The organism is Halomonas qinghailakensis (assembly GCF_025820815.1).
Lineage (GTDB): Bacteria > Pseudomonadota > Gammaproteobacteria > Pseudomonadales > Halomonadaceae > Vreelandella > Vreelandella qaidamensis.
In genome coordinates, this window is record NZ_CP096973.1 from 2,148,571 (window position 1) to 2,173,721 (window position 25,151).

The 25,151-nt window shown below is 55.5% G+C and carries 23 protein-coding genes; 8 read left to right on the forward strand and 15 right to left on the reverse strand.

What is annotated here, in order from left to right:
* Positions 1–81: 81 nt before the first annotated feature.
* Entirely contained in the window at positions 82–1,356 is a 1,275-nt protein-coding gene (locus tag M0220_RS10120) for an O-acetylhomoserine aminocarboxypropyltransferase/cysteine synthase family protein (RefSeq protein ID WP_264017550.1), read from the forward strand.
* An 81-nt stretch (positions 1,357–1,437) separates the two neighbouring features.
* Positions 1,438–1,944 (forward strand): hypothetical protein, encoded by a 507-nt coding sequence (locus M0220_RS10125; protein ID WP_264017551.1) that lies wholly within the window; start codon positions 1,438–1,440, stop codon positions 1,942–1,944.
* Between the two features lie 80 nt (positions 1,945–2,024).
* Here the strand turns inward: M0220_RS10125 and M0220_RS10130 are convergent, their stop codons facing one another.
* The 3 genes from M0220_RS10130 to speB form a co-directional block, all read right to left on the reverse strand.
* Positions 2,025–2,366, reverse strand: coding sequence for a DUF5368 family protein (locus tag M0220_RS10130; protein WP_264017552.1), 342 nt, complete (start codon positions 2,364–2,366; stop codon positions 2,025–2,027).
* 11 nt (positions 2,367–2,377) lie between these two features.
* Entirely contained in the window at positions 2,378–3,760 is a 1,383-nt protein-coding gene (locus tag M0220_RS10135) for an NAD(P)/FAD-dependent oxidoreductase (RefSeq protein ID WP_264017553.1), read from the reverse strand.
* Positions 3,761–3,956: 196 nt separating this feature from the next.
* Positions 3,957–4,853, reverse strand: coding sequence for an agmatinase (gene speB, locus M0220_RS10140; RefSeq protein ID WP_264019216.1), 897 nt, complete (start codon positions 4,851–4,853; stop codon positions 3,957–3,959).
* Between the two features lie 158 nt (positions 4,854–5,011).
* On the opposite strand from speB, the gene M0220_RS10145 reads away from it, so the two are divergent.
* A complete protein-coding gene (locus M0220_RS10145) occupies positions 5,012–5,947 on the forward strand; it encodes a LysR family transcriptional regulator (RefSeq protein WP_030070714.1) in 936 nt (311 codons plus the stop codon).
* A gap of 184 nt (positions 5,948–6,131) precedes the next feature.
* Complete coding sequence (locus M0220_RS10150) at positions 6,132–6,803, forward strand: response regulator (protein WP_030070712.1); 672 nt, start codon at positions 6,132–6,134, stop codon at positions 6,801–6,803.
* On the opposite strand, the gene M0220_RS10155 is transcribed toward M0220_RS10150, so the two are convergent.
* The 7 genes from M0220_RS10155 to pedF form a co-directional block, all read right to left on the reverse strand.
* Positions 6,759–8,987: an insulinase family protein gene (locus M0220_RS10155; RefSeq protein ID WP_264017554.1), complete on the reverse strand. Its 2,229-nt coding sequence runs from the start codon at positions 8,985–8,987 to the stop codon at positions 6,759–6,761. The two genes, M0220_RS10150 and M0220_RS10155, sit on opposite strands and share 45 nt — an antisense overlap.
* Entirely contained in the window at positions 8,980–10,677 is a 1,698-nt protein-coding gene (locus M0220_RS10160; protein WP_264017555.1) for a PAS domain-containing hybrid sensor histidine kinase/response regulator, read from the reverse strand. Before M0220_RS10160 ends, M0220_RS10155 begins: the two co-directional genes overlap by 8 nt.
* Complete coding sequence (ercA, locus tag M0220_RS10165) at positions 10,674–11,837, reverse strand: alcohol dehydrogenase-like regulatory protein ErcA (protein ID WP_030070705.1); 1,164 nt, start codon at positions 11,835–11,837, stop codon at positions 10,674–10,676. The genes M0220_RS10160 and ercA overlap by 4 nt, the downstream gene beginning before the upstream one ends.
* 137 nt (positions 11,838–11,974) lie before the next feature.
* Entirely contained in the window at positions 11,975–13,798 is a 1,824-nt protein-coding gene (locus M0220_RS10170) for an alpha/beta hydrolase family protein (protein ID WP_264017556.1), read from the reverse strand.
* Between the two features lie 11 nt (positions 13,799–13,809).
* Complete coding sequence (locus M0220_RS10175; RefSeq protein WP_264017558.1) at positions 13,810–14,754, reverse strand: quinoprotein relay system zinc metallohydrolase 1; 945 nt, start codon at positions 14,752–14,754, stop codon at positions 13,810–13,812.
* The gene (locus M0220_RS10180; RefSeq protein WP_030070700.1) at positions 14,751–15,566 is read right to left on the reverse strand and encodes a quinoprotein dehydrogenase-associated SoxYZ-like carrier; all 816 of its coding nucleotides are present in this window, start codon (positions 15,564–15,566) and stop codon (positions 14,751–14,753) included. Before M0220_RS10180 ends, M0220_RS10175 begins: the two co-directional genes overlap by 4 nt.
* Positions 15,567–15,586: 20 nt before the next feature.
* Complete coding sequence (gene pedF, locus M0220_RS10185; RefSeq protein ID WP_232222343.1) at positions 15,587–16,090, reverse strand: cytochrome c-550 PedF; 504 nt, start codon at positions 16,088–16,090, stop codon at positions 15,587–15,589.
* A gap of 378 nt (positions 16,091–16,468) precedes the next feature.
* Between pedF and M0220_RS10190 the strand changes: the two genes are divergently transcribed.
* From M0220_RS10190 to M0220_RS10200, 3 genes are all read left to right on the forward strand, one after another.
* Positions 16,469–18,253 (forward strand): PQQ-dependent methanol/ethanol family dehydrogenase, encoded by a 1,785-nt coding sequence (locus tag M0220_RS10190; protein WP_232222356.1) that lies wholly within the window; start codon positions 16,469–16,471, stop codon positions 18,251–18,253.
* A 72-nt stretch (positions 18,254–18,325) separates the two neighbouring features.
* Positions 18,326–19,012, forward strand: a complete 687-nt coding sequence (locus tag M0220_RS10195; protein WP_030070695.1) for a pentapeptide repeat-containing protein — start codon at positions 18,326–18,328, stop codon at positions 19,010–19,012.
* Between the two features lie 7 nt (positions 19,013–19,019).
* Positions 19,020–19,616, forward strand: a complete 597-nt coding sequence (locus tag M0220_RS10200) for a rhodanese-like domain-containing protein (protein ID WP_030070693.1) — start codon at positions 19,020–19,022, stop codon at positions 19,614–19,616.
* 53 nt (positions 19,617–19,669) lie between these two features.
* On the opposite strand, the gene pqqE is transcribed toward M0220_RS10200, so the two are convergent.
* The 5 genes from pqqE to pqqA form a co-directional block, all read right to left on the reverse strand.
* Positions 19,670–20,935 carry a pyrroloquinoline quinone biosynthesis protein PqqE gene (pqqE, locus tag M0220_RS10205; protein WP_404813860.1) on the reverse strand — a complete coding sequence of 422 codons (1,266 nt, stop codon included), beginning with the start codon at positions 20,933–20,935 and terminating at the stop codon, positions 19,670–19,672.
* A complete protein-coding gene (pqqD, locus tag M0220_RS10210; protein WP_198023696.1) occupies positions 20,925–21,227 on the reverse strand; it encodes a pyrroloquinoline quinone biosynthesis peptide chaperone PqqD in 303 nt (100 codons plus the stop codon). Before pqqD ends, pqqE begins: the two co-directional genes overlap by 11 nt.
* Positions 21,228–21,258: 31 nt before the next feature.
* Positions 21,259–22,047 carry a pyrroloquinoline-quinone synthase PqqC gene (gene pqqC, locus M0220_RS10215; protein ID WP_264017562.1) on the reverse strand — a complete coding sequence of 263 codons (789 nt, stop codon included), beginning with the start codon at positions 22,045–22,047 and terminating at the stop codon, positions 21,259–21,261.
* A gap of 65 nt (positions 22,048–22,112) precedes the next feature.
* Positions 22,113–23,036: a pyrroloquinoline quinone biosynthesis protein PqqB gene (gene pqqB / locus M0220_RS10220; RefSeq protein WP_264017564.1), complete on the reverse strand. Its 924-nt coding sequence runs from the start codon at positions 23,034–23,036 to the stop codon at positions 22,113–22,115.
* Between the two features lie 89 nt (positions 23,037–23,125).
* Positions 23,126–23,197, reverse strand: coding sequence for a pyrroloquinoline quinone precursor peptide PqqA (gene pqqA, locus M0220_RS10225; RefSeq protein WP_009722990.1), 72 nt, complete (start codon positions 23,195–23,197; stop codon positions 23,126–23,128).
* Between the two features lie 369 nt (positions 23,198–23,566).
* Here pqqA and M0220_RS10230 point away from each other — a divergent pair, with 369 nt between their 5' ends.
* Positions 23,567–25,135: a Re/Si-specific NAD(P)(+) transhydrogenase subunit alpha gene (locus tag M0220_RS10230; protein ID WP_264017565.1), complete on the forward strand. Its 1,569-nt coding sequence runs from the start codon at positions 23,567–23,569 to the stop codon at positions 25,133–25,135.
* Positions 25,136–25,151: the final 16 nt, after the last annotated feature.

Consider the following 25,151-nt stretch of genomic DNA (forward strand, 5'->3'; position numbering starts at 1 on the left):
CCAGACTAAACGACATTGGCCTTCGGGGTGTCGCTTGTTTAGGATCAAGGATGATCCTTCATCAACTAGCGAGCTGTTCTTATGAAGCCTGAAACGATTGCCCTTCATCATGGTTATGCACCTGATTCACAAAACGCTGTTGCCGTGCCGATCCACCAGACCACGTCATTCTCATTTGATAACGCCCAGCACGCAGCGGATCTGTTTGATCTAAAAGTGGAAGGGAATATTTACTCGCGCATTATGAACCCAACCTGCGCCGTACTGGAGCAGCGGGTGGCCGCATTGGAAGGCGGCATTGCGGGGTTGGCAGTGGCCTCTGGGATGGCTGCGATTACCTATGCGATCCAAACCATTGCTGAAGCGGGCGATAATATTGTCTCGATTAGTGAGCTGTATGGCGGCACGTACAACTTGTTTGCCCACACCTTGCCACGCCAAGGCATTCAAGTCAGGTTTGCCGATAAAGATGATATCGACGGCCTTGAAGCGCTGATTGACGAGCGTACCAAAGCAGTGTTTTGCGAGAGTATCGGTAACCCATCTGGTGGCGTGGTAGACCTGCAAAAGTTGGCTGACACAGCCCACCGTCATGGGGTGCCGGTGATTGTGGATAACACCACCGCAACGCCGTTTCTATGTCGCCCCATCGAACACGGAGCAGATATTGTCGTTCACTCGGCCACCAAATATATTGGTGGCCACGGCACTACTGTCGGTGGTGTGATTGTCGACTCAGGTAAGTTCCCTTGGGCGGAAAATGCCAGCCGTTTCCCGCTACTAAACGAGCCGGATATCTCCTATCACGGCGTTAGCTATACTCGCGATGTGGGCGACGCCGCCTTTATTGCCCGTGCTCGCGTGGTACCGCTACGCAACATGGGCGCGGCGCTTTCGGCTCAAGCGGCCTGGAACCTGCTGCAGGGGCTGGAAACGCTGTCGCTGCGGATTGAACGCATTTGTGCCAATGCGTTAGCCGTTGCCAAGCATTTGGAAAGCCATCCGTTAGTCACCTGGGTGCACTACGCAGGTTTGGAAAACCACCCTGACCATGCATTAGCTAAGCGCTATATGAACGGCCATGCCTCGGGGATTCTTAGCTTTGGCATTGAAGGCGGCCAGGCCGCAGGTGAGCGCTTCTACGATGCTCTGGCGCTGATTCTGCGTTTGGTTAATATCGGCGACGCCAAGAGCTGCTCTTCGATTCCAGCATCTACTACCCACCGCCAATTAAACGAGCAGGAGTTAAAGGCTGCTGGTGTCACGCCGGATATGGTGCGCTTGTCGATTGGCATTGAGCATATCGATGATTTGCTGGCAGACATTGACCAAGCGCTAGCGGCTTCTCAGGGCTAAGCTAATTTCTCAGGGCTAAGCTAATAGAGGTGCAGGGAAGCACCTCTACGGTTAGCGAGCGAAACGTATGGGGGAGCTAAAATGACAAAACAACAACGCTTGGGAATGAGCTCACTACTCCTGGGTGGGCTTATGTGGGGGGCCGGACACGTCGTTGCGGACGAGATCAGCGGTACGTTGGATGGCGAGCCTAAAGAGTGGCACATTGTTACTCACTCAGAAGGCTCAACAGCTAATTTTTCTGAGCTGATGCCGGGCATGGTGAATGTCACTGTCCAAGGGCATAGAGAACCGCGATTTGAAACCCAAGGCACGCTGAGCATTAGCTTTATAGTGATGAATGGTGACACGGGTGATGCCTCAGTGAGCTACTTTCCAGAAAGCGGAATGTTGCCCCACTATGGCACTGAACAAGACGTGCCCATTGAGATAGCGCTGCTGGAAATCGATGGTGACACCGGTCGGGTTAAAGGGCGTGTTGCAACGTCGCTTGCCTATGTGGCGTCGATGACAGAAGAGCATGATCACAGCAATACCATGGATATTGATGTGTCTTTTGATGCGACGCTGGTGCGTGAAGAGTATTAGCCTTCACTCACATTATAAATGGTGTCACCGGCGGTTTTGACTCAGCCCACGTACGCGTTGGCTGAGTCACATTGGAATGCTCAATCGGTACGCCGATCACTGATTAAATAGCTCAAAGGGTGTAAGACTATCAAGGCAACAATAAAGGTTGCGATTGCGGCGCCTGTCAACGCCACCCAGTCAACCACTGTCGCGACGTAATCCAGCGTAGAGTGAGTAAACCAGGGCACCCAAACAAAGGCTGTTAGCCCGACCAGTCCGGCCAATAGTAGAGCAAGCACGCTACGGTGATGGGTGATTTGGTAGCCACGCAGATAAGCGAAAAGGTGTAGGCCAACGATAATCACAGCGGCTGCTAACATTAGCCAAATGAAGGGGGCGAGCGCGTACATTAAAATCGTAATGATGCCGGTAAGGGTCATAATGGTGCTCCTTAAGCTTGGCCTTCAAGAACGGCGTAATAAGCGGGTTGAAGCATGCGATCTTTCATTACCCAGGTAACCCAAGACTCGTCAGTAGGATCAATAAACGGGAAAGACGGCATAAAGGCGAAGTTGTCTTCATAACCAAACTCCACCAGCATAGCCTTGCCAATGCCGGTAATCATGGGGCATGAGGTGTAGCCGGTATGACGGGCGGGTGGCGGGTTTCCTTGCATGACAGCAATCAGGTTGGCTTCTACTACAGGCGCTTGGGCCTTAACGCTAGCAGCCGTTTTATTAATCGGTGCGCCGATGACATCGCCAATACCGAACACTTCGGGGTAGCGGTTGTGCTGCATGGTGTAGATGTCGACATCTAACCATTCGCCTCTGAATGGGCCGTCTTGAGCGATAAGCGCACTCTGCTTGACGAAGTCGTGAGCACTCATCGGCGGCACTACGTGAATAAAATCATAGTCCGCAATCACCGTGGGTTGGTTATCGCGTCTGAACTCAGCTTCGCGAAGCTGGTGATGCGAGGTGAATTCGCTGTCAGGGCCAACAAAGGTGAACTCAGCCTGCTTGGCCTGAGGATCAATGGCGGAAAGGCGATAGTGATGCCGCCTATTGACACCTTGCTCGTCAAAGCGCTGTTTAACGAATTCATTAACCCAAGGCTGAGAAAACAGGGCGTCGCCAGGTGCCATAAAGTCTACCTCAAAGGCATCGCGCCGCCCCGAAGCTTCCAAGCGACTTAATGTCGTAAAGGTCATTTTAAGCGGTGCGCCAGCACACTTAACCGGCGTGGGGGCCGCGGTAAAAATGCCTTTGCCTTGGCCGCTATCTAACCATGTCTGAATAGCCTGATTGGTGCGCGTAGCACCCTCAATGCTGGCGTAGACACTGCCAATTCCATGTTGACCTACTAACGACGGCGACATGCCTTCGATCAGGTGATAGTTAAGTTGAATGCCCGTAGCCACCACTAGGTAGTCGTAGTCTAGTGTTGCACCATTGGCAAGGCCGACTCGTTTATTATCGGCATCAATGCTGGCTGCGTATTCGCGCACCCACTTCACTCCTCGCGGCACAAACTGAGCATTAGGGCGCATGGTTTTATCAGGCTGCCAAACGCCCGAGGCAACCAGTGTCCAGCCTGGTTGATAATGGTGTGTGCTGCGCGGCTCAACCAGTGTAATGGTTCCTCCTTCGAGCCGTGTGGCTAGTCGATTAGCCATTGCCATGCCCGCCGCGCCGCCGCCAAGAATGACGATGTGAGCCTGGGTTTGTAGGGTATTAGCAGAGACTGCGCTAAAAGGAAGAAGGCTGCTGATCCCTAGTCCAGTGCCTACTTTCAGTAGCTCTCGACGGTTCAGCAATAGTGGCTTATGCATGGTTAACTCCTGAAGAGAAGTCTAATATATATTTTTTAGTTATATTGTTATTCTATATATTATGCACTGCGCAGAAAATCGCCATTATCACTTTGGTCATTAACACTTCGTCGCAAGGCGTAACCAAAATGTTACGCCTTGCTGGGGTAGTTACGTTTTGCTCAGTAGTGGGCGGGTACTTGCAGGGGCTAAAAGGCTATTTAGACGCGGCCAGCGTATATAAAAACTCTAGCCCCAGGGTGGCTGCAGCGAGTGACGTGATATCGCCATGGTCGTAAGCGGGGTTTACTTCAACCACATCCATGCCAATTAACTCCATGCCGACCATGCCGCGGATCACTTTTAGCATTAGGTCGGTAGACATGCCGCCACATACCGGTGTCCCGGTTCCTGGCGCGTAGGCAGGGTCTAAGCCATCAATGTCCAGGCTGATATAAGCCGGATGATAGCCAACACGGGCACGGATGCGTTCCATGACAGCGGCAGGGCCGTGTTCATTTACCCAGTCGGCATCTAGCACTTCATAAGGGTGGTTATGGCGGTCGTAGCTGGTGCGAATACCAATTTGTAGCGAGTGCTCCGGCACTACCAACCCCTCTTTTAAGGCATGGTGGAAAATAGTGCCATGGTCAAAACGCGTGCCTTGCTCATAGGTGTCGGTGTGAGCATCAAAATGAATCAGTGCCAGCGGGCCATGCTCACGGGCATGAGCGCGCAGCAGAGGCAGACTGATATAGTGATCGCCGCCCAAAGTGAGCATTTTTTTACCCGCTTTAAGCCAACGCAAAGCGTGGGTTTCAAGGTTGTCGACTAGGCTTTCCGGCTCGCCGTAGGCGTAGTCCAGGTTGCCCGCGTCGCATACCCCTAGCCGATCTTCCAAGGCGAAGTCCCAGGGCCAGCGTTTGCCCTCCCAGATCAGGTTAGCAGTGCTTTGACGAATGGCGTTTGGCCCCATGCGGGTGCCTGATCGTCCAGAGCACGCCAGATCAAAGGGCACGCCGCTAACCACTACCTCAGCATCGGTCGTTTTAGGATCGGTGGCCTTCGGCACGCCCATAAAGGTAGAAATAACATCACCAAACAGGCTTGGCATGATCTGAGATGGGGTCACCTAGCGTTTACTCCTATGGTGTGCAGTAACAATAAATCGGGGGGATTAGGCGAGAAGAAGCGCGACGATAAGGAATTTTTAGCGATGAATGAAATGAATGTTTAGAATGAAACTATTCGTTAAATAAATAGTGAGGCGCTATGCGTTCGCTTCGTCATTTTGATTTAAATCTTCTGTTGGTATTTGAAGCGCTAATGCGTGAACGCCATGTCACTCGGGCGGCGGAAAAACTGCATTTAAGCCAGCCAGCGCTTAGCCATGCGTTAAAAAGGTTGCGGGATGCGCTGGAAGATCCATTATTAATACGGACAAACACGGGGCTGCAGCCAACGCCTCGTGCGCTGGCGCTATTGCCCGTGGTGCAGCAGGCGCTGGCCATGTTGCAAGAAGGACTCGCCCCGCCGACCAACTTTTTACCAGCCACCAGTGCGCGGCATTTTACCCTGGCTACCACGGATTATTTTGAAGAGGTCATGTACCCGACTTTTCTTAGCCAATTGCTGACTTACGCGCCGGATATCAGCTTTTCCATTGAGCTGATTACTCCTAACGTACTGAGTGAGGGCCTGGAGCAGCGACAAGTGGATATGGTGGTCGGGCTGGATAGCCAAAGCGCGCTGCCCAGTGGGGTCATCCAGCATGCTTGGATGGATGAGGCATTGGTTTGTTTAGCGGCAACGGATAATAACCAGGTAGGCGATGCACTGGAGCTTCACCAGTTTGCCCGTGAACCGCATGTAGCACTGACGGATATCACCGGTTTAAGGCCAAGTAATATCGATAGTTGCTTAGTGCAGCACGGCTTAACACGGCGGGTGATTTCAAAGAACTTAAATTATATTGCGGCAGCGCGGGTCGTTGCGCTCACTAATGCGATCATGACGCTGCCACGCCAAATGGCTAAGCGATTTGTCACGATGCTGCCAGTGCGTATTGTCGTGCCACCTAAAGAGTTACCTGCACTTAATATGACGCTGATTCAACACGGGCTGTATGCCAACGACCCCGCCCTCGTTTGGTTGACTCAATCGCTGATCGAATTCGCTAGCACCTTTAAGCAGAAAGGCGTCGAATAATAGCCTAACTCCGCTTGGTGGTGGGAAGTTGCTTCAAGCAAGGTGGATGACCCAGTAGAGATGACTCGGTAGTGATGACTCGGTAGTGATGACTTGGTAGTGATGACTTAGCAGGGATGACTTAGTAGAGTGTCATAAAGGACATAGTAAGCGGGATTTAGCTAAACCATAGGCAACCATAATAATGACAGCGACGTATAAATTTTTGATTGCCGACGATCATCCCCTGGTACGCGATGCGATAGCACGGGTGATCCGCGAAGCTTACCCAGATGCTGAGGTTATCGAGGTAGAAGACTTTGATACGGCCCTCGCACATGCTCAGCAAGATGCGGATATTGATTTAATACTGCTAGATTTAAATATGCCTGGCATGAATGGGTTAACGGGGCTTTTGCAGCTGCGTAATGAGCAACCGACGATTCCGGTAGTGATTGTCTCTGCGGAAGAGGATAAGCAGATTATTCTGCAGGCGGTTTCCTGCGGTGCGGCGGGGTTTATTACCAAATCATTGCCCCGTGACCAGATGCGTCACGCCATTGCCCAGGTGCTGGAAGGCAATATCTTTCTACCTGCTGATGCCATGCGCGCGCCGGACAGTATTCGTAAACGTCGCCATCAGGATCAAGGCTTTACCGCAGAACAACTGCGCCTGTTGACCCGCAAGCAGCTACAAGTGTTAGAGCACATGACCCGCGGTGAATCTAACAAGATGATTGCTTATCATCTCAATATTGCGGAAACCACGGTGAAAGCCCACGTGTCGGCGATTTTACGCAAGCTGGGGGTAACCAGTCGTGTACAAGCGATTTTATCCGCCAACGATATCGATTTTTCCCAGTTCCTCAATCGCTGACTCGTTAAATTGATAGTGACCAGCGCTATCCAGCCAGTGGGTTTGCCAGCGGCCAACGCTGTTTATCTGGGTTAAGTCGCCAAGCGCCTGTGAATGGAGGCTTTGCTGCCCAAGCCGATGCAGTGGCTGATTAGTACCTGCCAAGAGGCTTTGCCACTGGAGAATCAGCGCAGCCAGTGGCGTTTCAGGCGGTGTTAGCGTTGGCAGGTACGTCTGCAGAACGCCATTCGACGTTTTCCAGAGGGCATCGGTGATGGCTATTAGTCTTTCCTCTATCTGTTTCATCCCTGCCGAGCCAGCATCTTTGCTGGTTTGTACGACATAGCCAAGTGAGCAAGGCGCGCCGTCGCCCCTGCGAACTGCCGCCACATAGCCCAAGTGATGGTCGTAGCGTGCCTGCTGAAAAAAAGCCGCGCTGTGATGCTGCTCTGCAAGTGCCAATAGCAATCGCTGGCTGGAAGTGCCCGGTAGGCTCAGTGTCCGCATGATGGCGGTGCTGGATGGTAAGTCGGCGAGAGAAGCCTGCACCGTGTGTTTTTCAATGCGGCTCGCCAAATTCGCTAGTGCGTTGCAAACGACAGCGACCTCTGTGCCATGGGAAACCCATAGCGCAGGCGTGGCTGGCAGCGGCGCTAAGCGCTGAACCAATTGCTGGGCCAGCAGCCCTTCATGAGCGTTGGGGGCGGCTAATGTGGCTTTTTCTAATAGCGCCACCATAGCGTGATTGGCTTGACTACCCATCACTATTACCCAACTACCATGGGGCGAGCTCTCTTGCTTGAAGACAATGCCCTGAAGCGCCAGACCCTGAGCGGTGAGCGGGCTGGGTACAATCATTGCCCCCGGCACAAAGCAGGCCGCCCAGGCGTTATCGGCAAGTGCACCGAAATCCTCATCAACAGCGTACTGACCGCACCAACACTGCACGGTGGGTAAAGGCGTTGGGGAAGCATCAACAGCGCGAGGTGAAGCCGGTGAAGCCGGTGTAGGCGCGTTACCGATTAGCCAACGGGCGTTGCCAGCGGCGAATGGGCTTGGGGCAGCTTGATGTTCAGAGGGCGGCGTAGCGAAACGACGAGCAAGCGCTTGGCGGCGGGCGTGGGTAAACCAAGCAGGGGCTAACTGCACCGTATCAGCGGGTGGCTGCCAAATAGTGTCGTGATCGTTAGGTGTTGTCCCGGGCAGGGTTGTGAAGAAGGTTGCTAAGCGCTCACTTAGAGCAGCCGCAAGGGCTTTCACCTGCTCCTGTTTCGCAGTGCCACTTAACAGTAAGCTAAAGGCGTCTGTCGCCCCGCTAGGGGCCAGAGTTGCGCGGTAGTCGGTAATCGAATCAGGAAATTGTTCTACAAAATAGCCTTGCTGTACCGAATCAGCTAAGCCGCTAAGGGCGATAAGCTGATGACGTGCAATGGCCGATGGCAACGGCCACAGTAGCTCAACGGTATTGCCCGTACTGGCTACCTTCGCGCTGAGCTGGCGGCTCCAACGGGGCGCAATGGCAAGCGAAGGAGCGTTGGGTGGTGATGGACTAAACCGCGCGGCCATGTGTTGGGCAAGGCGCGTCATGTCTACCATCTCCCAGGGGCTGATAATGGCGATGCTAACGCGGCCGCCATGGTAATAGGCGCGATGAAGCGTGGTGAGCGCTTCAAGTAGCAGCGCCGTGTCACTGCCTAGGGTTTGCGCGTTGCCATGGCGGCAGCCTGCACCAACATGCTGTGGGTCAGCAAGTGCCGCGAGGGCATCCAGACGTTGCATTTGGGCGCTGTTCTGACGGGCGTTCCACTCGGCATCGATCGCCGCCACTTCAGCGCGAATAGTCGATAAGGGCAGCGGTGGCCTAGCGAGCTGACGGGCAACGGTGAGCGCCGCTGCTTCTAGTTTGTTTGCTGGTATCGAGAAGTGCACATCAGTGATGTAGTCATCAGTATGGGCATTCAGGCTGCCCTGGTGCTGGGCAAACCAGGTGAGTAGGCTGGTGTTAGAAGAGGTTTCCAGCGGCGCTGTGGTCAGCACGTGCTCTAACAGGTGGGCCAGCCCAGGCAGAGCGGGTGGCTCATCCAAATAGCCTGCCGCAATGGCGATGCTGACATGAGCGCGGGTTAACTGGGGCGCGTAGGCTAGCACTCCCTGCACCCCATTAGGCAGGGAGATACAGGCTTGTTGGAAACTGAGCTTAGCCATTGAGCAGGCTACGCAGCAGCGCGCGCAGTTTGCCGGGGCGTACCGGCTTGTTTAACTGCGGAACGCCTGCATGACGCAGCCGCCTCTGCCAGTGGTCAGAGCGGTCGGCACTGAGAATAGCCGCTGGCAAGTGCGGGTCGTGCCAGTGCTGACGAAGTTGGCGAATAGCCTCTAGGCCAGTGACGTTATCATCTAGATGCAGGTCAACTAACAGCATATCCGGTGCCTCCTGGCAGGCTTTAGCGGTATCGACATCCAGGGCAGTATCGCAACTGATTTTCCATTCACTTAACAGCAGCGCCATGCCTTGCAAAATTGTTGGCTCGTTATCCAGGATCAGCACGCGCAGCCCTTCAAATTCATCGTCAGCGGAGAGCGGCGCGCTGGGGGCTGGGGCTTGGCTAAAGGAAATGCCATTGGCACGGGGCACCGTAATAGCAAAGCAGGAGCCTTGGCCGGGTGCAGAGCGCACCGAGAGGGGGTGCTCAAGGCGTTGGCTAATTCGCTCCACAATGGCAAGCCCTAAGCCCACACCCTGGCGATCACGGGCGCGGGTGGCATTGAGTTGATGAAACTCGCGAAAAATAAGCTGGTAGTCACTTTCGGGAATACCAATACCGCTATCAACCACCTGCACGGCCAGGCTATCGTCACTATGGCGGCGGACACCCAGGCAGATCCCGCCACGCTGGGTATAGCGGCAGGCGTTAGCCAGAAAGTTGCGCACAATGCGGCTGAGTAGATAAGGGTCGCTGGTCACCGCTTGATGAGAAGGCACATAGCGCAACGTTAGCCCTTTACGTTGCGCCACCGGGGTAAATTCATCAGCCAAGTTGCTGAGGATATCGTCGAGCTTAAAGTGGCGTAGCTGAGGTTGCACCTGACCGTGGTCCAGGCGGGAGATATCAAGCAGATCGGAAAGTATCGCTTCGGCACCTTCCAGTGAGTTTTGCACACTCTCAACCAAAGCCAGATTCTCGCTATCGGTCAGCCGCTCCTGTAGCGAGGCCACCAGTAAGCGCGCAGCATTCATGGGTTGCAGCAGGTCATGGCTAGCGGCGGCTAGATAGCGGTCTTTACTTTGATTAGCAAACTCTGCCGCATCACGGGCGCTTCTAAGCTCCTCGTTGAGCCGCTCAAGCGCTTGAGTGCGTTCAACGACGCGTGCCTCTAGATGGGCGTTGAGGGTTTCTAAATGCTGTCGCGCTCGCTCGCGCTCGGTAATATCCGCTACAAACCCTTCGATCAGGTCTTCGTCCCCGACAAGCTCGGCGGGCTTACGTATTAGTGTAATTGCTACGGGCACCTGATGACCGGAGGCACCTTGCAGCCAGGTGGTTTGACCCGTTACGTGTCCTTGCGTGAGTAGCAGGTCGCGCAGCTGTTGCCCTGTAGACGTGTTAACAAATAGCGCATCAAAGCGCGCGCAGCGTTCGAGCGTATGCGCCACACTACTATCATCGAGCATAGCGGCAAGCGCTGGGTTGGCGGCGCGCAGCTTGCCGGAAAGCGACGCCTGGAAAATTCCGTGTAGCGCGTTTTCGAACAGCCACTTGTAGCGGTTGCGCTCAACCTCCAGCTCTTCTAAACGCACGGAAAGCTCGCGGTAGTAGCTTTTACGCGCCGACTGCTGGCCTAGCCCGAGCAGGTCGCTGACCGAAAAGCCCGAAGGGTCGCTGGCTTTTTTCATAGTGCCTCTTCGTAGACCACTGCCACGTCACGTGAGTTGGAGCGACGAGGGTTAGTCAGAATGCAGGGATCGCCCAGCGCATGGTTGGTGAGAAATGGCACATCGCTGCGTGAGACGCCCATTACGCCAAGGGTCCCGCCCAGTCCAACCGCATGCTTTAAATCGACTAAGTACGTAAATAGCGCCTGTTTAACCTGTTGCTGTGTTAGCCCTCGGCAGTCGATGCCAACGGCGTCGGCAACTCGTTTAAAACGATCCGGAGCGGCTTCGTAGTTATAAGCCACCACATGCTCTAACAGCATGGCGTTACACAGGCCGTGGGGTAAATCTAAGAAGCCCCCCAAGCTATGGGACATCGCGTGTACTGCGCCTAAAATCGCATTAGAAAACGCCAGTCCTGCTTGCATGCTGCCCAGCATTACTTGGGCACGCAGCTCGCCATCGGTTGGGTTAGCCACTAGTGCTTCAAGATGGCTGCTAATTAAGCGCATGGCCTCTAAGGCGTGGGCATCGGTTAGCGGCCCACTCCCGGTTGAAACAAACGCTTCGATAGCATGCACCAGCGCGTCGATCCCAGTACACGCGGTGAGATAGGGCGACATGGTCATGGTGACCTCAGGATCGATCAGCGATACATCCGGCACCACGGCCTTGCTGATGATTGAGAATTTCATGCGTCGCTGCTGGTCGGAAATAATCGCAAACTGGGAAATATCCGCCGAGGTGCCCGCCGTTGAGGGAATAAAGATCAGCGGCGGAATGGGCACGCGAATCGTATCAACTCCCTCAAAATCAAGAATGTGGCCGCCGTGGGCGGTGACAATGCCAATGCCTTTGGCGCAGTCCATGGGGCTGCCGCCGCCTACCGCCACAATCGCTTTGCAGCCGGTTTCACGGTAAATCTCGGCACCGGCCATAATCTCATCGACCCGTGGATTGGGCGATACGGCGGTAAAGCGCTCAACGGCAATGTTGGCTTCCAGCAACTTGGCTTCAATATCGGCGACCCAACCCGCCAGCAGCACGCCGGGGTCGGAGACCAGTAGCACCTTTTCTGCGCCGAAGGTGGTGACATAGTTGCCTGCAGCGTGGCGCGCCCCGTCGCCAAAAATAATTTCAGGAGCGACAAACTTACGTAGTTGCGTGAGCGGTGAGGTCATGGGGCGGTCTCGTTTATAGTTATTAACCATTATCTTAAGCACCTTAGGGGGTTGTTGCGCTACGACCTTGGTGCTGTCGCGGGGTATAAGGCACGCTGTTGATGTACGTGCGATTAGAAATGTTGTTGAAAACGTAATTAAAAATGCTGATAAAAGGCCAGCTCGCGGGCCAGCATGGTTTGGCGAGCGCTAGGATGGCGAATGCCGTGGCGTTCGTTATCAAACAGCAGTGTTTGTGCTTCGCCACCATGCTGCTCAATATGTCGCGCCATGGCGTGTGTCTGCTCCGGTACCACCACCGCGTCTTGACCACCCTGAATAAACAGCGCCTGAATAGGTCTTGTGCACAGGCTAATCTTATAGGCAGGGCTGCGCTGAGCTAGCAGGGCGTCATCGCCGATTAGCCAGCCCAGATAGCCGGACTCAAAGCGGTGGGTTTGTGCCGCTAGGGTGAGCGCATTGGTGACCCCGTACAGGCTGGTGGCCGCAGCAAATAGCGGTGTGGCCGCTAGGGCATTGAGGGCAGTAAAGCCGCCCGCGCTTTGGCCGCGAATAAAGCAGCGCGCTGTGTCAATCGCAAAGCGTGCGCAAACGGCGTTTACCAGTGCAATCACATCCTCGGTATCGCTGACGCCCCACTGGCCGGCTAAACATTCACGGTAGCGGCGACCAAAGTTGCCGCTGCCACGGGGGTTGATATCTAAAACGTGAAAGCCCTGCTGCTGCCAATAGGCCACCAGCGGATCGTAGATGGGGTAGGTGGCGGCGGTTGGTCCGCCGTGAACGCGCACAATCAGCGGTGCAGCGGGGCTAGCTGAGGCTGAGTAGAAAAAGCCGTGAACCGTTTCGCCTTCATTACCAACCGGCGCTTCAACCCACTGGGCGGTGGCAGGTGCTTTTGCGATTACGCTACCCGTTGAGTTTGCGCTATCCACTGAGTGTGCGTTACCCACTGAGTTTGCGTTACCCACGATGTTACCCACTAAGTATCTGCGTGAGCCATTTTCGTTGAACCGTATAAGCTGGGCGCCGCTGGTGGCGCTTTGCACTATGGCGTAATCGCCGTGTTGTGCCAGCGTGATGCTTGCCACGCGGCCGGGGTCGGATAGCAGTGCTTCCACCTGCTCGCCGGTACGGCGGTATAGCTGCGCTGCACCCTGGTGTAGTTGGCAGTAAACCTGCCGATTGTCTCGCCAAGCGTGCTGGCGCTCACCGAGCTGCCATGGCGTGGTGACGTGATCAACAGGGGCGCTGCTCAGGCAGATGGGGGAGGCCAGATTAACCTGCCAGGGTTGCCACCAGCCAGTGTGATCGCTGATGCAGATCAACGCGTTATGTGGGCCAAACTGTGGCTGACTAATCGCTGCGCCGAAGTCCCAGCTTTCAAAGGCTTGAAGCGTACCGTCGGCTGCGATGTTTGCGAAGTGCAACTGACTACGCTGCCACGGCATATAAGGCAGTGACCAGCTCACCCACGCTAGATAGTTACCATCGTCGCTTATTATCGGCGCGCCGTAGAAGTCGGCACCTTTTGCCAATACCTGCCGATCGCTATCAGTGACGGCGACCAGCCGCTGACCGTGGACATCTTCCTCAACCGCTAATACACGCTGGCGCTTAGGGTCGGCGCACAGCCCACCGTAGGCGGTTTGCGGGCGCTGTTGCCAGCAGTAGCTTGTACCGTGGCAGCCGAGCTGCATGATGGCTTGGTCGTGCTGGCGCACCCATACGACGCCCCCTAGCAGTGGCGTGTAGCTGCCACCGCCGTACTGGTTCACGCGGCTACCCACCGCTTCTTCTATTACACAGTGCGGCGGCTTATTGCTGTTAGCTCGCCACTGCCAAAGCTGCATGTCGCCCGTTTGCGGGCAGCGAGACAGCCAGTAAACCGTCTGGGCGTCGCTGTGCAGTTCGCTCAGGGTATCGCAGGGCTCGGCAGCATCTGCCAGGGTAAGCAGCATAGGCATGCTCCTTATTGTGGGGCGCCCCACAGCAATCGTGCTTCATAGCGTGGGTAAAGTTGCATCACGCTGCGGGTAAACTCGTATTCGGCGAGTGCGATGGTGCTAAACGTGTCAGGTAGTTCAACAGCCAAGGCGTGATTGGCACCCAACCCTTCGCTAGCCACGTCACTGAGGCGCTGGTCTAGCCATTCAAGGTAATCAATGGTTTGGTCAATGATCGTTGCGGACGGTGCGCTGGGGCCATGGCCGGGCACGGCAATGGTGGCGTTGAGCGCGCGCAGGTCGTGTAGTTCTTCTTGCCACTGTTGAAGGCCTGGGGTGTGAGCGGTAGCGGCAGCGCGTTGGTAGAAGCCCATGTCGCCCATAAACAGCACGCCGGTGGTGTGATCCATAATCACCAAGTCTCCACCGCTATGGCCGCTCATGGCATATAGGGTGAGTGGATAGCTGCCCAGCGTTATGTCACCGGCCTCAATCACCTCGGGTAGGGCAACAGACGAGCGTTCCAAGCTGCGCCCGGTCAGCCGCTCGACGTTGTCGATCAGCGCGTCTGTGTCGCGAGTCATCAGGTCGCGGGTCGTGGCCAGAGTGAGGTGCTGCGCCTTGTCAAAGGCGGTATTGCCAAAAAAGTGGTCGGGGTGGTGGTGGGTATTCAACACCCAGCGGACGGGGTGGGAGGTGTGCTGAGCAATCAGCGTTTTTAGCGCCTCGCCAAAGTGTGGGCTACTGCCGCTGTCGATAAGGATGACGCCGTTGGACGTGGCAATAAATGCCTGGTTGCCAATATGGCCACAGTTGCTGGTAGAGAGCTCTTCTTTTACGCCTTCCACTATCCAGGTGTTTTCCGCGACCAGCTGCGCCACTAGCGGACGTTCGCAGAACATTACCGGTTCGCTAGCCAACAGCGGTGGGGCTAGCAGTGCCGCTAGGCTAATTAAGAAGGGCGCTTTCATGGCTGCAGGCCAATGGAAAAACGATTGCCGTTGTTATCCCGCGCACCAATCACATAGCCGCCCGGCGAGGGGCGCATATGCAGCCCTAAGGTGGGGTTAGCGCTTACCGAGGCGTCGATATCCAGGGCGGCCACTTGCTCGCCCTGCTGATCCAACAGTTCAAACGACTGCACATAAAAGGCCGGTTGGCTGGGAATCAAGCCGCTGTCCATAGGATGGGAAAGACGCACCCGCAGTCGCTGTTCTCCCTCATTAGCAAACAACCGCCCCTGCAGCTCGCCGAAGGTGTTTTCCCAGTCGGTGTCTGCGCTGGCAATGCCGGGGGTGGTGCAGCCGCCGCCTTCCGCTTCAATATAGGTGCCGCCCACATGCCAAGTGTCTCCCTGCTTCACCGCGACGCGCACCGCGGAGGCTTGTTCCAAGCGGATATTTAACGATAGCTTGGCTAAGCCGTGGCTCATCGGGGAGTAGCGGAACAGGCGGGGAATCGGGTTGAGATCCACCCAGGCAATAATGTCAGTGATTGGCTCGCCGCTGGCTTCTAAGGCGCTGGCGTCTAGCTCAATGGGCACTTGTCCTGAGTCTTCAGCGAACCCTGGTGCGTTCACGATGACTCGCTCGTCAAACACCACGGGGGCGTCGCCTAGAAAGCGCTCGCGGTAGACAGGCCACATAAAGGAGTTCAGCGGGTCCTTTTCAGCCGTATTCTCGGTAGCCAGCGCGCTGGGCGGCAACATAACGACTAACCAACTAAGCGCAGCAAGAAACGCGGCAAACCGTTGTAACGTGATTAGGGGGGATAGGGTTGCCATGGTGCCTCCCAGCGTGAGGGTTATTGTCCGGTAGTTTCCATACTGACCGTCTCCAGCCACGTACGAATGGCCCACAATCCTTCTTGGCTAACGTAGTCAGACATACGCGGCATTAGCACACGGCCGTTGCGCTCGGCACCATTGGTGACCAGCTCTTTGAACCACTCATCGCCCCATGCGCCGTTCTCCAACTCGCGCAGGTCCGGGGCGATGCCGCCGGATTTTGCCTCTAGCCCATGGCAAGCGGCGCAGTTGCTGTTGTAAGCGCGGGCACCAATATCGATGGCTAGCTCTTGCTGGGGGTGGTCACGGTAGGGGTTCTCTTCCCGCCAATCGTCGCCCAAGCGTTCGAGGTCTTTAATGTCAACGGCTTGAGGAGTCACGCTGCCGTGAGACCAAGCCAGTGGTGACGCCAGTAGCGCCGCAAGGGCGATAGCGCCCACTTGACTGCTGAGGCGTAAGTGCGTTTTTGCTAAGACGGTTTTTTTAAGGGCGGTTTTTGTAATGGTTTTTGTAATGGTCATGGGAAATGCTCCTCAGGGGATCAAATTATCGTCACTGGAGTGAGCATAGGCAGGCAGGCTTTCCGAACCTATAGCACCTTAGGCATCGCTGGGCTCCTCCTTTGGAAGTAGTGCTAAATCAGGATGAGAACGCGACTGGAGGGGTAGGTTGGTTTGTTATCCGAGCTTCTAAGCTGAGCTTAGTCTTGCTGGCACCACGCAAGCAGCAGCTTGGCCGCTTTGCAGCCATTGCATTGTGATCATTACTCGGATGGAAAACCCATGACATACGCTATCAATAACAACACGTCAGTCCGCAAAATTTCGTGGCCCTTTCGCCTGCGTACACTCACCGCCGCCGTTGCTTACGCCTCTGCCTTAGGCGTTGGGGGTGTTGCGATGACAGCCCACGCCAGTGAGGTGACCTGGGACGATATTCTCAACGACCATAACAACACTGAAACGGTGTTGATGTATGGCATGGGCGTGAAAGCACAGCGCTATAGCCCGCTTAATCAAATTAACGCAGATAACGTCGAGATGCTGACCCCTGCGTGGTCCCACTCGTTTGGCGATGAAATGCAGCGTGGCCAAGAGTCTCAGGCCCTGATCCATGAAGGCGTTATTTATGTCACCGGCTCCTACTCACGTATTTTTGCCATAGATGCGCGTACCGGCCAGCGGCTGTGGTCTTACAATCATCGCCTGCCCAGCGATATCCGCCCCTGCTGTGACGTGGTGAACCGCGGTGCGGCCATCTATGGTGATAAAGTATTCTTCGGTACGTTGGATGCTGGCATCGTGGCGCTGAATAAAGATACCGGTGACGTGGTGTGGCGCGAACGCTTTGGTGACCACCGTGCGGGCTACACCATGACCGGTGCGCCAACGATTGTAGAAGATAGCGAAACAGGTCGCGTGTTGCTGATTCATGGCTCTTCGGGTGATGAGTTCGGCATTGTGGGTAAGCTGTATGCCCGCGATCCGGAAACCGGCGAAGAGATTTGGATGCGGCCCTTTGTTGAAGGCCACATGGGACGTTTGAACGGTGAAGAGAGCACTCCGACAGGTGATGCCAACGCGCCTTCCTGGCCCGATGACCCCGATAGCGAAACCGGCAAAGTACAAGCCTGGAGCCAAGGTGGTGGCGCACCATGGCAGAGCGCCAGCTTCGACCCTGACACTAATACCATCATCATTGGCGCCGGTAATCCCGCTCCCTGGAACGGTTGGGCACGTACTTCAGAAGATGGTGACCCGTCTGACTACGACAGCCTCTATACTTCGGGTCAGCTGGGTATTGACCCTTCGACCGGCGAAGTGAAGTGGTTCTATCAGCACACGCCCAACGACACCTGGGACTTCTCGGGTAATAACGAAATCGTCTTGTTCGAGTACGAAGATGAGAATGGCCAAACGGTGAATGCAGGTGCTCACGCTGACCGTAATGGCTTCTTCTATGTCACTGATCGGACCAACGGCGAGCTTATCAACGCCTTCCCGTTTGTCGATAACATTACCTGGGCCACCCACATTGACCTGGAAACCGGCCGTCCCGTTGAGGCTGAAGGCCAGCGACCACCGCGTTTGGAAGAGGGACAAACACGCTCCGAACCAGTCGAAGTTTCACCGCCATTCTTGGGTGGTAAAAACTGGAACCCGATGGCTTATAGCGAAGATACAGGGCTGTTCTATGTGCCGGGTAACCACTGGAAAGAAGATTACTGGACTGAGGAAGTTGAGTACGTGGAAGGTGCGGCCTACTTAGGTATGGGCTTCCGCATTAAGCGTATGTACGACGACCACGTCGGTATTCTGCGCGCTGTTGATCCGGTGACTGGCGAGTACGCTTGGGAGCATAAAGAACCCATGCCGCTATGGGCAGGCGTGCTAGCGACCCACGGTGATTTGGTGTTTACCGGCACAGGTGATGGCTACTTCAAAGCCTTCCACGCTGAAACCGGTGAAGAGCTTTGGAAGTTCCAGGTAGGCACCGGCATCATTTCACCACCGGTAACTTGGGAAATGGATGGTGAACAGTACATTGGTGTTACCGCCGGTTATGGCGGCGCGGTTCCTCTCTGGGGCGGTGATATGGCTGAACTGACGCGGCCGATTGCTCAGGGTGGTTCGTTCTGGGTCTTCAAGCTGCCATCTTTCGTTCAAGATCTGGCTAATCGTTAAGTTATTGACACCTCTTGGGCGGCCTTTGCCGCCCTTTTTTGAATAACATTAACGGTAATGGAGAGAACAATAATGATAACGCGTAATGCTCTACCTATATTAAGCCGTCAAGCAACGGCGATTTTTCTCTGTCTGAGCGCGATAGGCAGTGTTGTTGCCGACGATTATGTTGAAGAGTATCAACCGCCAGTACATAACGGCTGTGAGCTGGTCCCAGGTGCTCAGTGCGCCAATATGGATTTATCGGGCGGCGACTTTTCTAACCTTGACCTACAGGGCGCTAACTTTGCGGGCAGTAACCTAGAAGGCGCTGATTTCCGCCACAGCAACCTACGCAGCGTTGATTTTGAAGGCGCATCGTTGCGCTATGCCAACCTCAATCGCGCGCGTATGCCTAGCACTCATTTACGCGGTGCTGATCTTTCCCATGCCAGTTTGGTCGGGTTGGATAGCTGGAGTATCTATGCCCAGGGCGCAACGTTTGACCATGCTGATTTGACTGGCGCTAACCTGGAGTTTGCCCGGCTTTCTGGAGCTAGCATGCAGGGAGCGACGCTGATGGGCAGCAACCTGGAAATGGCCTGGATGAATAAGGTCAACCTGATCGGAGCGGATTTGCGGGATGCTAATCTGCAAGAAGCCAAAATGAACATCGCGCGCCTCAATGATGCGGATATGACCGGTGCACGCATCCACTACGGAAACTTCCAAATGGCCCAAATGGAGGGCTGTACCGCCTGCCCGTTTGATTGGGAGTAAGGTCACCATGTTGACGCAATCTCCGGCGCACTCTGTGCGCCGCTATATGCTCTGTGTGGCGTGGGCAGCGGGTGTATTCAGTGGAGCGGCACACGCTGAAGCGCCCTCAGCGGCATTTAACCAAGAAGGCTACCGCTTGCCGCCTTTCAAAGCGCCCGTAACCGCACCGCTTCCAGGGGTGACCACGTTAGATGACCATGCTTTTCAAGCGCTGCTGGAATCGCCGCCAGTGATTCTGGTGGATGTCTATGCGCTGCCTTGGCATAACGGCCTTTTTCTGCAGGATAGTGCGCATTTAACGATCCCAGGGAGTATTTGGCTGCCTAATGTGGGCGCGGCTAGTTTGGAAGAGGAGTGGCATGATTATTTTAAGACAACGCTAGATGCACAGCGTGAGCGCGCTGAAGCCGCGCCGCTGGTGTTTTTCTGCCGTGCTGACTGCTGGCTTTCCTGGAACGCTGCACGGCGCGCCGAGGCAATGGGCTATGAAGAGCTCTATTGGTACCCAAAGGGGGTGGATGGCTGGCAAGCGAGCGGACATTCGTTAGCAGCCGTTTGCCCGCAGCTGCCCGCTCATGCTGAGCGAGCCACCTGCGAGCCTTAATAGGTTTGTAACTATTAACCAGGTTTGTTACGGATAGTTACGGATAAATAGATTTACTGCCGATAAATCAGCTCGAGTGGTTGGCGGGGCGAAGGCGCTGCCAAGCCACTCTGACTTTCAGCCTGACCCTGCAACTGCTTTGTTTGCAACTGCTTTGTTTGCAACTGCTTTGACTGGCGAGCATTGCGGGGAATCAGGGTCGCCTGATCAGAAGTGATTGTGGCATTTTCTGTGATCAGGCTCTCTAACAACCCATGCTGAGGAGAGTGTTGGCACACGGGGTCAGTGGCGTTCATATCGCCGGTTAACAAATAAGCTTGGCAGCGGCAGCCGCCATGGTCTTTGTCGCGATCGTCGCACTGTTGGCAAAGCGTCGGCATCCACTGGGTGCCGCGAAAACGGTTGAAGGCATCGCTTTGGTACCAAATGTCCTGCAGTGATGTCTCTTTGACGTTGGGAAACGCCATCGGCAGCTCCCTGGCGCTATGGCAGGGCAATACGGCGCCATCTGGAGCAACGGTCATAAAAATACTGCCCCAACCACCCATGCACGCTTTAGGCGCTTGCTCAAAGTAGTCCGGCACCACAAACAGCAATGACATATCGCGGCCACGTGCCGCGAGTGTTTCACGCCAGCGGTTGGTTTCCGCTTCGGCACGTATCAGCTGTTCACGGGTGGGCATCAGCGCTTGGCGGTTCAAAAACGCCCAGCCGTAATATTGGCAGTTGGCCAGTTCAACCGCATCTGCGCCTAGCTCATCGCAAAGCGCAATCAGGTCGCCAATTTGATCGATATTGTGCCGATGCAGCACCACGTTCAACACCATGGGGTAGCCTGCCGATTTGACGGCTTTGGCCATCGCCAGCTTGTTGGCGTGAGCCTTGGCAGAGCCTGCCAGTGCCTGGGCCAGTTCGGGGTCGGCGGCTTGCAGGCTAATCTGGATATGATCCAGACCTGCTTCTGCCAGGGCGTCTACCCGCTGGGCAGTCAGCCCCACGCCGGAGGTCAGCAGGTTGGTATAAAAGCCAAGCGTGCGTGCTTCGCTTACTAGCGCTTCCAGGTCTTGGCGAATCAGCGGCTCGCCGCCGGAAAACCCCAGCTGAGCCGCGCCCATGGCCCTGGCTTGGCGCAGTACGCTAAACCACGCGTCGGTATCCAACTCGTTTTGGTAGCGGGTAAAGGCCAGCGGGTTAGAGCAGTAAGCGCACTGCAGCGGGCAGCGGTAGGTGAGTTCCGCCAGCAGCCATAAAGGCGGTGAGGTCGCTTCAGCGGCCGGGTTGGCTGAATGTTGATTGAGCAAGTTTTTATTAGCCACAATGCACCTCCTTCATGGCTAGCCAGCCGTTGCTGCGGGCTTCATCGATAAACTGCACGACGTCGTCTGCTAAGGTCTCTGCGCCTGGGTAGCGTTGCTGTAGGGTGGCGATAATGTCGCCGATAGTTTGCTGGCCGTCGACCTGTTCAAGAATCGCGCCGGCAGTCGCGCTGAGCTTGACCATGCCCTCGGGGTAGAGAATAACGTGGCAGCCCTGAATGGCTTCCCACTGTAAGCGCCAGCCGCGTCGCAGCTGGTAAATATCGTGATGTGACATGGCGAGTTGTTGTGACATGGTGAATTCCCCAACGCTGGTCGATCATGGCCTAGTAATGTGAGTGCTCAAGCCCACGGTGATATACCGCTTCGCGGGTGACGGTGTGATAAGGCGGGCGGTCTAACTGATAGGCCATAGTCATGGCATCCAGCATGCTCCACAGTACATCGAGCTTAAATTGCAGAATGTCCAGCGCGCGCTGCTGCAGCGCCACGGTCGTACATACGCCTAAGGCGATTTCCAGGCCATGCTCAACGTCTCGGCGGGCCTCGCTGAGCCGCTTGCGGAAATAGCGATAGCCCTGCTCGTTTATCCATGGGTAGTGCTGGGGCCAGGTATCCAAGCGGTTTTGGTGGGCAAGTGGCGCAAACAGTTCAGTCAGCGATGAGATCGCTGCCTCCTGCCAGGGCGCGCGGGCGACAAAGTGGCGGTAGGCATCAACTGCAAAGCGCACGCCGGGTAACACACGCTCCTGGGAAAGCAGCGTATGACGCGGTAACCCTACGGCTTCACCGAGCGCCAACCAGGCTTCAATTCCGCCTTCATCTTCAGCGTGGCCGTCGTGGTCAAGCAGGCGTTGTACCCATCGCCTGCGGGTAGCGGCATCGGGGCAGTTGGCCAGCAGCGCGGCATCTTTTTGGGGAATCATCAGCTGGTAGTAAAAGCGGTTAGCCACCCAGCCCTGCAGCTGCTCTCGGGTAAGTTCGCCATTGGCCATCGCCTGCTGAAAGGGGTGGTTAAGGTGGTAGTACTGCCCTTTACTCATTAGCGCTTCACGGAACGCCTCCCGGCTGAGCGGGGTGGTAGAAGCGCAGGGCGTTATCGCTGTCAGCGCCATGATTGATCTCCTGATTGTTATTGTTAGTGCTACAGATGTCAGTGCTCTATAAAGAAAAAGGTCGGCTACAGGGTAAGTTTCATACCGTCGTAAGCGGTTTCGATGCCTGCGGCCTGCACCGTTTTCGCTGCATCGCTTGCGCTGTCCAATATCGGATTAGTGTTGTTGATATGAATCAAAATGCGCCGCGTGCTGCTGGGTAGTTCGCTCAACAGTTCACACATGCCGCCGTTGCCATTGAGCGCGAGATGACCCATTTGTTGGCCTGTAGAGGTGCCAACGCCGAGTGTCTGCATTTCATTGTCTTCCCACAGGGTGCCATCGACCATCACCACATCAGCGGCGTTTAAGAAGCGCATCGCCAGCGGTGTTGGGTTGCCAAGCCCAGGGGCATAGCAAAGCGACTTGCCGCTGCGGCGGTCGACTATATACAGCCCTAAATTATCGCCACAGGAGGGTGCGCCGCGCCGTGGTGAGTAGGGCGGGGCATTGCTGTGTAGTGCAAAGGCGGTGAGTGCGATATCGGGCAGAAAGGGAATCGAAAATTCGGTAACTTCCTGCTGATTTTCCAAACCAATCGGCTGCCAATGAAGTCCGCCCCAGTGCTCCAGCATCGGGAAGAGCGGAAAGCCGGTAGATAAATCGCGATGCACATTGGGCGTGCACCATACCTCCAGAGGGCAGCCCTCTCTTAGGGAAAGTAGCCCGGTGACGTGGTCGATCTGGGCATCCACCAGCAGCACGCCGCGAACACCGCTGCCACGCAGCTCGCTTGGCCATAGTTCTGGGTTGGCATTGAGCTGGGCACGAATGTCAGGGGACGCATTGCACAGCAACCACTGCTTGCCATCCACGCTTAACGCAATCGATGATTGGGTGCGCGGTTGATGGTCAGTACTACCCTGGCGTACGTGATAACAGTTGGGGCAGTTGCAATTCCACTGGGGAAAGCCGCCGCCTGCGGCAGCCCCAAGAACTAAAACCTGCATAGGCTGGCCTCCTACGTTGGTGCTGCGGTGAAAGCCCCTGCCTAGTGAAAACATGATGAAGACAGGGGCCGCGGCTCAGTCGCTAGAGATTAGCGGGTAGAGATATACAGCGTTACTTCAAAGCCAAGGCGCATATCTTGATAGGTCGGTTTGGTCCACATAAGAGACTCTCCTGCGTTGTTAAGCATGTTGTTGTGAGTGTTGATATGGGAGTTGGTGGCAGTTCATCGTGTTTGCCCTACCCACTTCTTCAGTTAATCACTGGTAGGGCAAACTGCCTGCGGTACTTTGGGAGTAGTTTTCTCGCCCTTTTGGTGGGGATTGCTGCTAATTCAAGTGCATGTTGTAGTTAAACAACGCAGTTGAATCCAAGGTTGAATAGTAACTGGCGGTCGCTGCGTTAGATCCTAGACTGCTATCTGGCGTAATCACTTGCGCTAGCAGTAAGGTTCAGCGCTCAATGGCCAGGGGTGAAAACATAAGCGTTTTGGTACTGGCGCTGGAAATGGGCTAATTAAGGGAGAAAGCGTGTGAAAATAGGCGCACCGAAAGAGACAGCTCAGGGAGAAGCGCGTGTAGCGTTGACTCCTGAGAGCGCAAAACAGCTTCAAAAGCTAGGCCATGAGTGCCTAGTAGAAGCCGGCGCGGGGGCTGCTGCGGGCTTTAATGACGACACGTATCGCGACGCAGGCGTCAGCGTTGTGGAAAGTGCGGAAGCACTGTGGCGTGATGCGGACGTGGTGATTAAAGTCCGTGAACCTTCGGAAAAAGAGGCTCACTACTTACGCGAAGGCCAAACGCTGATTGCGTTTTTCTGGCCAGCACAGAACGAAGCGCTGCTGGAAACCTGTAAAGCGCAGGGCGCAACGGTCATCGCGATGGACATGGTGCCGCGTATTTCACGGGCGCAGAAGATGGACGCGCTCTCCTCCATGGCCAATATCGCGGGCTACCGGGCGGTCATTGAGGCGGGTAACAACTTTGGTCGCTTCTTTACGGGTCAGGTCACCGCTGCCGGTAAAGTGCCGCCAGCTAAAGTGCTGGTGATCGGCGCAGGTGTCGCGGGCTTGGCGGCGATTGGTACCGCCACTAGTTTGGGTGCCGTGGTGCGTGCGTTTGATGTGCGCCCGGAAGTCTCCGAGCAGATTGAATCCATGGGCGCTGAATTCCTATTCCTCGATTTTGAGGACAGCCAGGACGGCTCGGAAAGCGGTGGCTATGCCTCGCCTTCAAGCCCCGAGTTTCGTGAAAAGCAGCTCGAATGTTTCCGCGAACAAGCGCCGGACGTCGACATTGTGATCACCACCGCGCTGATTCCTGGTCGACCCGCGCCAAAGCTGTGGCTGGAAGATATGGTCGCCGCCATGAAGCCTGGCTCAGTGATCATTGATCTAGCCGCTGAAAAAGGCGGTAACTGCGACTTAACTAAGCCAGACGAGCGTGTAGTCTCTGATAACGGCGTTGTGGTAGTGGGCTACACCGACTTCCCCTCACGCATGGCTACCCAGGCGTCGCTACTTTACGCCACCAACATCCGCCATATGCTGACCGACCTTACGCCGGAGAAAGACGGCGTCATCCATCACAACATGGAAGACGATGTCATTCGCGGCGCGACGGTCACCCACCAGGGCGACATCACCTTCCCGCCACCGCCGCCTAAAGTAAAAGCGATTGCTGCGGCGAAGCCGAAGAAAAAAGAGAAAGAACCAACGCCTGAAGAGAAGAAAGCCGCTGAGCTGGCCTTTAAAGCACAAACCAAGCGTCAAGTTGGTTTGCTTGCCGTGGGGGGAGCGCTCATGCTGCTGTTGGGACAAATAGCCCCCGCCTCCTTTATGCAGCACTTCATTGTGTTTGTATTGGCGTGCTTTATTGGCTTCCAGGTAATTTGGAAGGTCAGTCACTCGCTGCATACGCCGCTCATGGCGGTGACCAATGCCATCTCAGGCATCATTATCTTAGGGGCAATTTTGCAAATCGGCTCAGGCAGTGGCGTCGTTATCGTGCTGGCGGCCATTTCGGTACTGATTGCATCGATTAATATCGTGGGTGGCTTCCTGGTGACACGCCGGATGCTTGCCATGTTCCAAAAATCCTAAGCGGCGGAGAAACGAT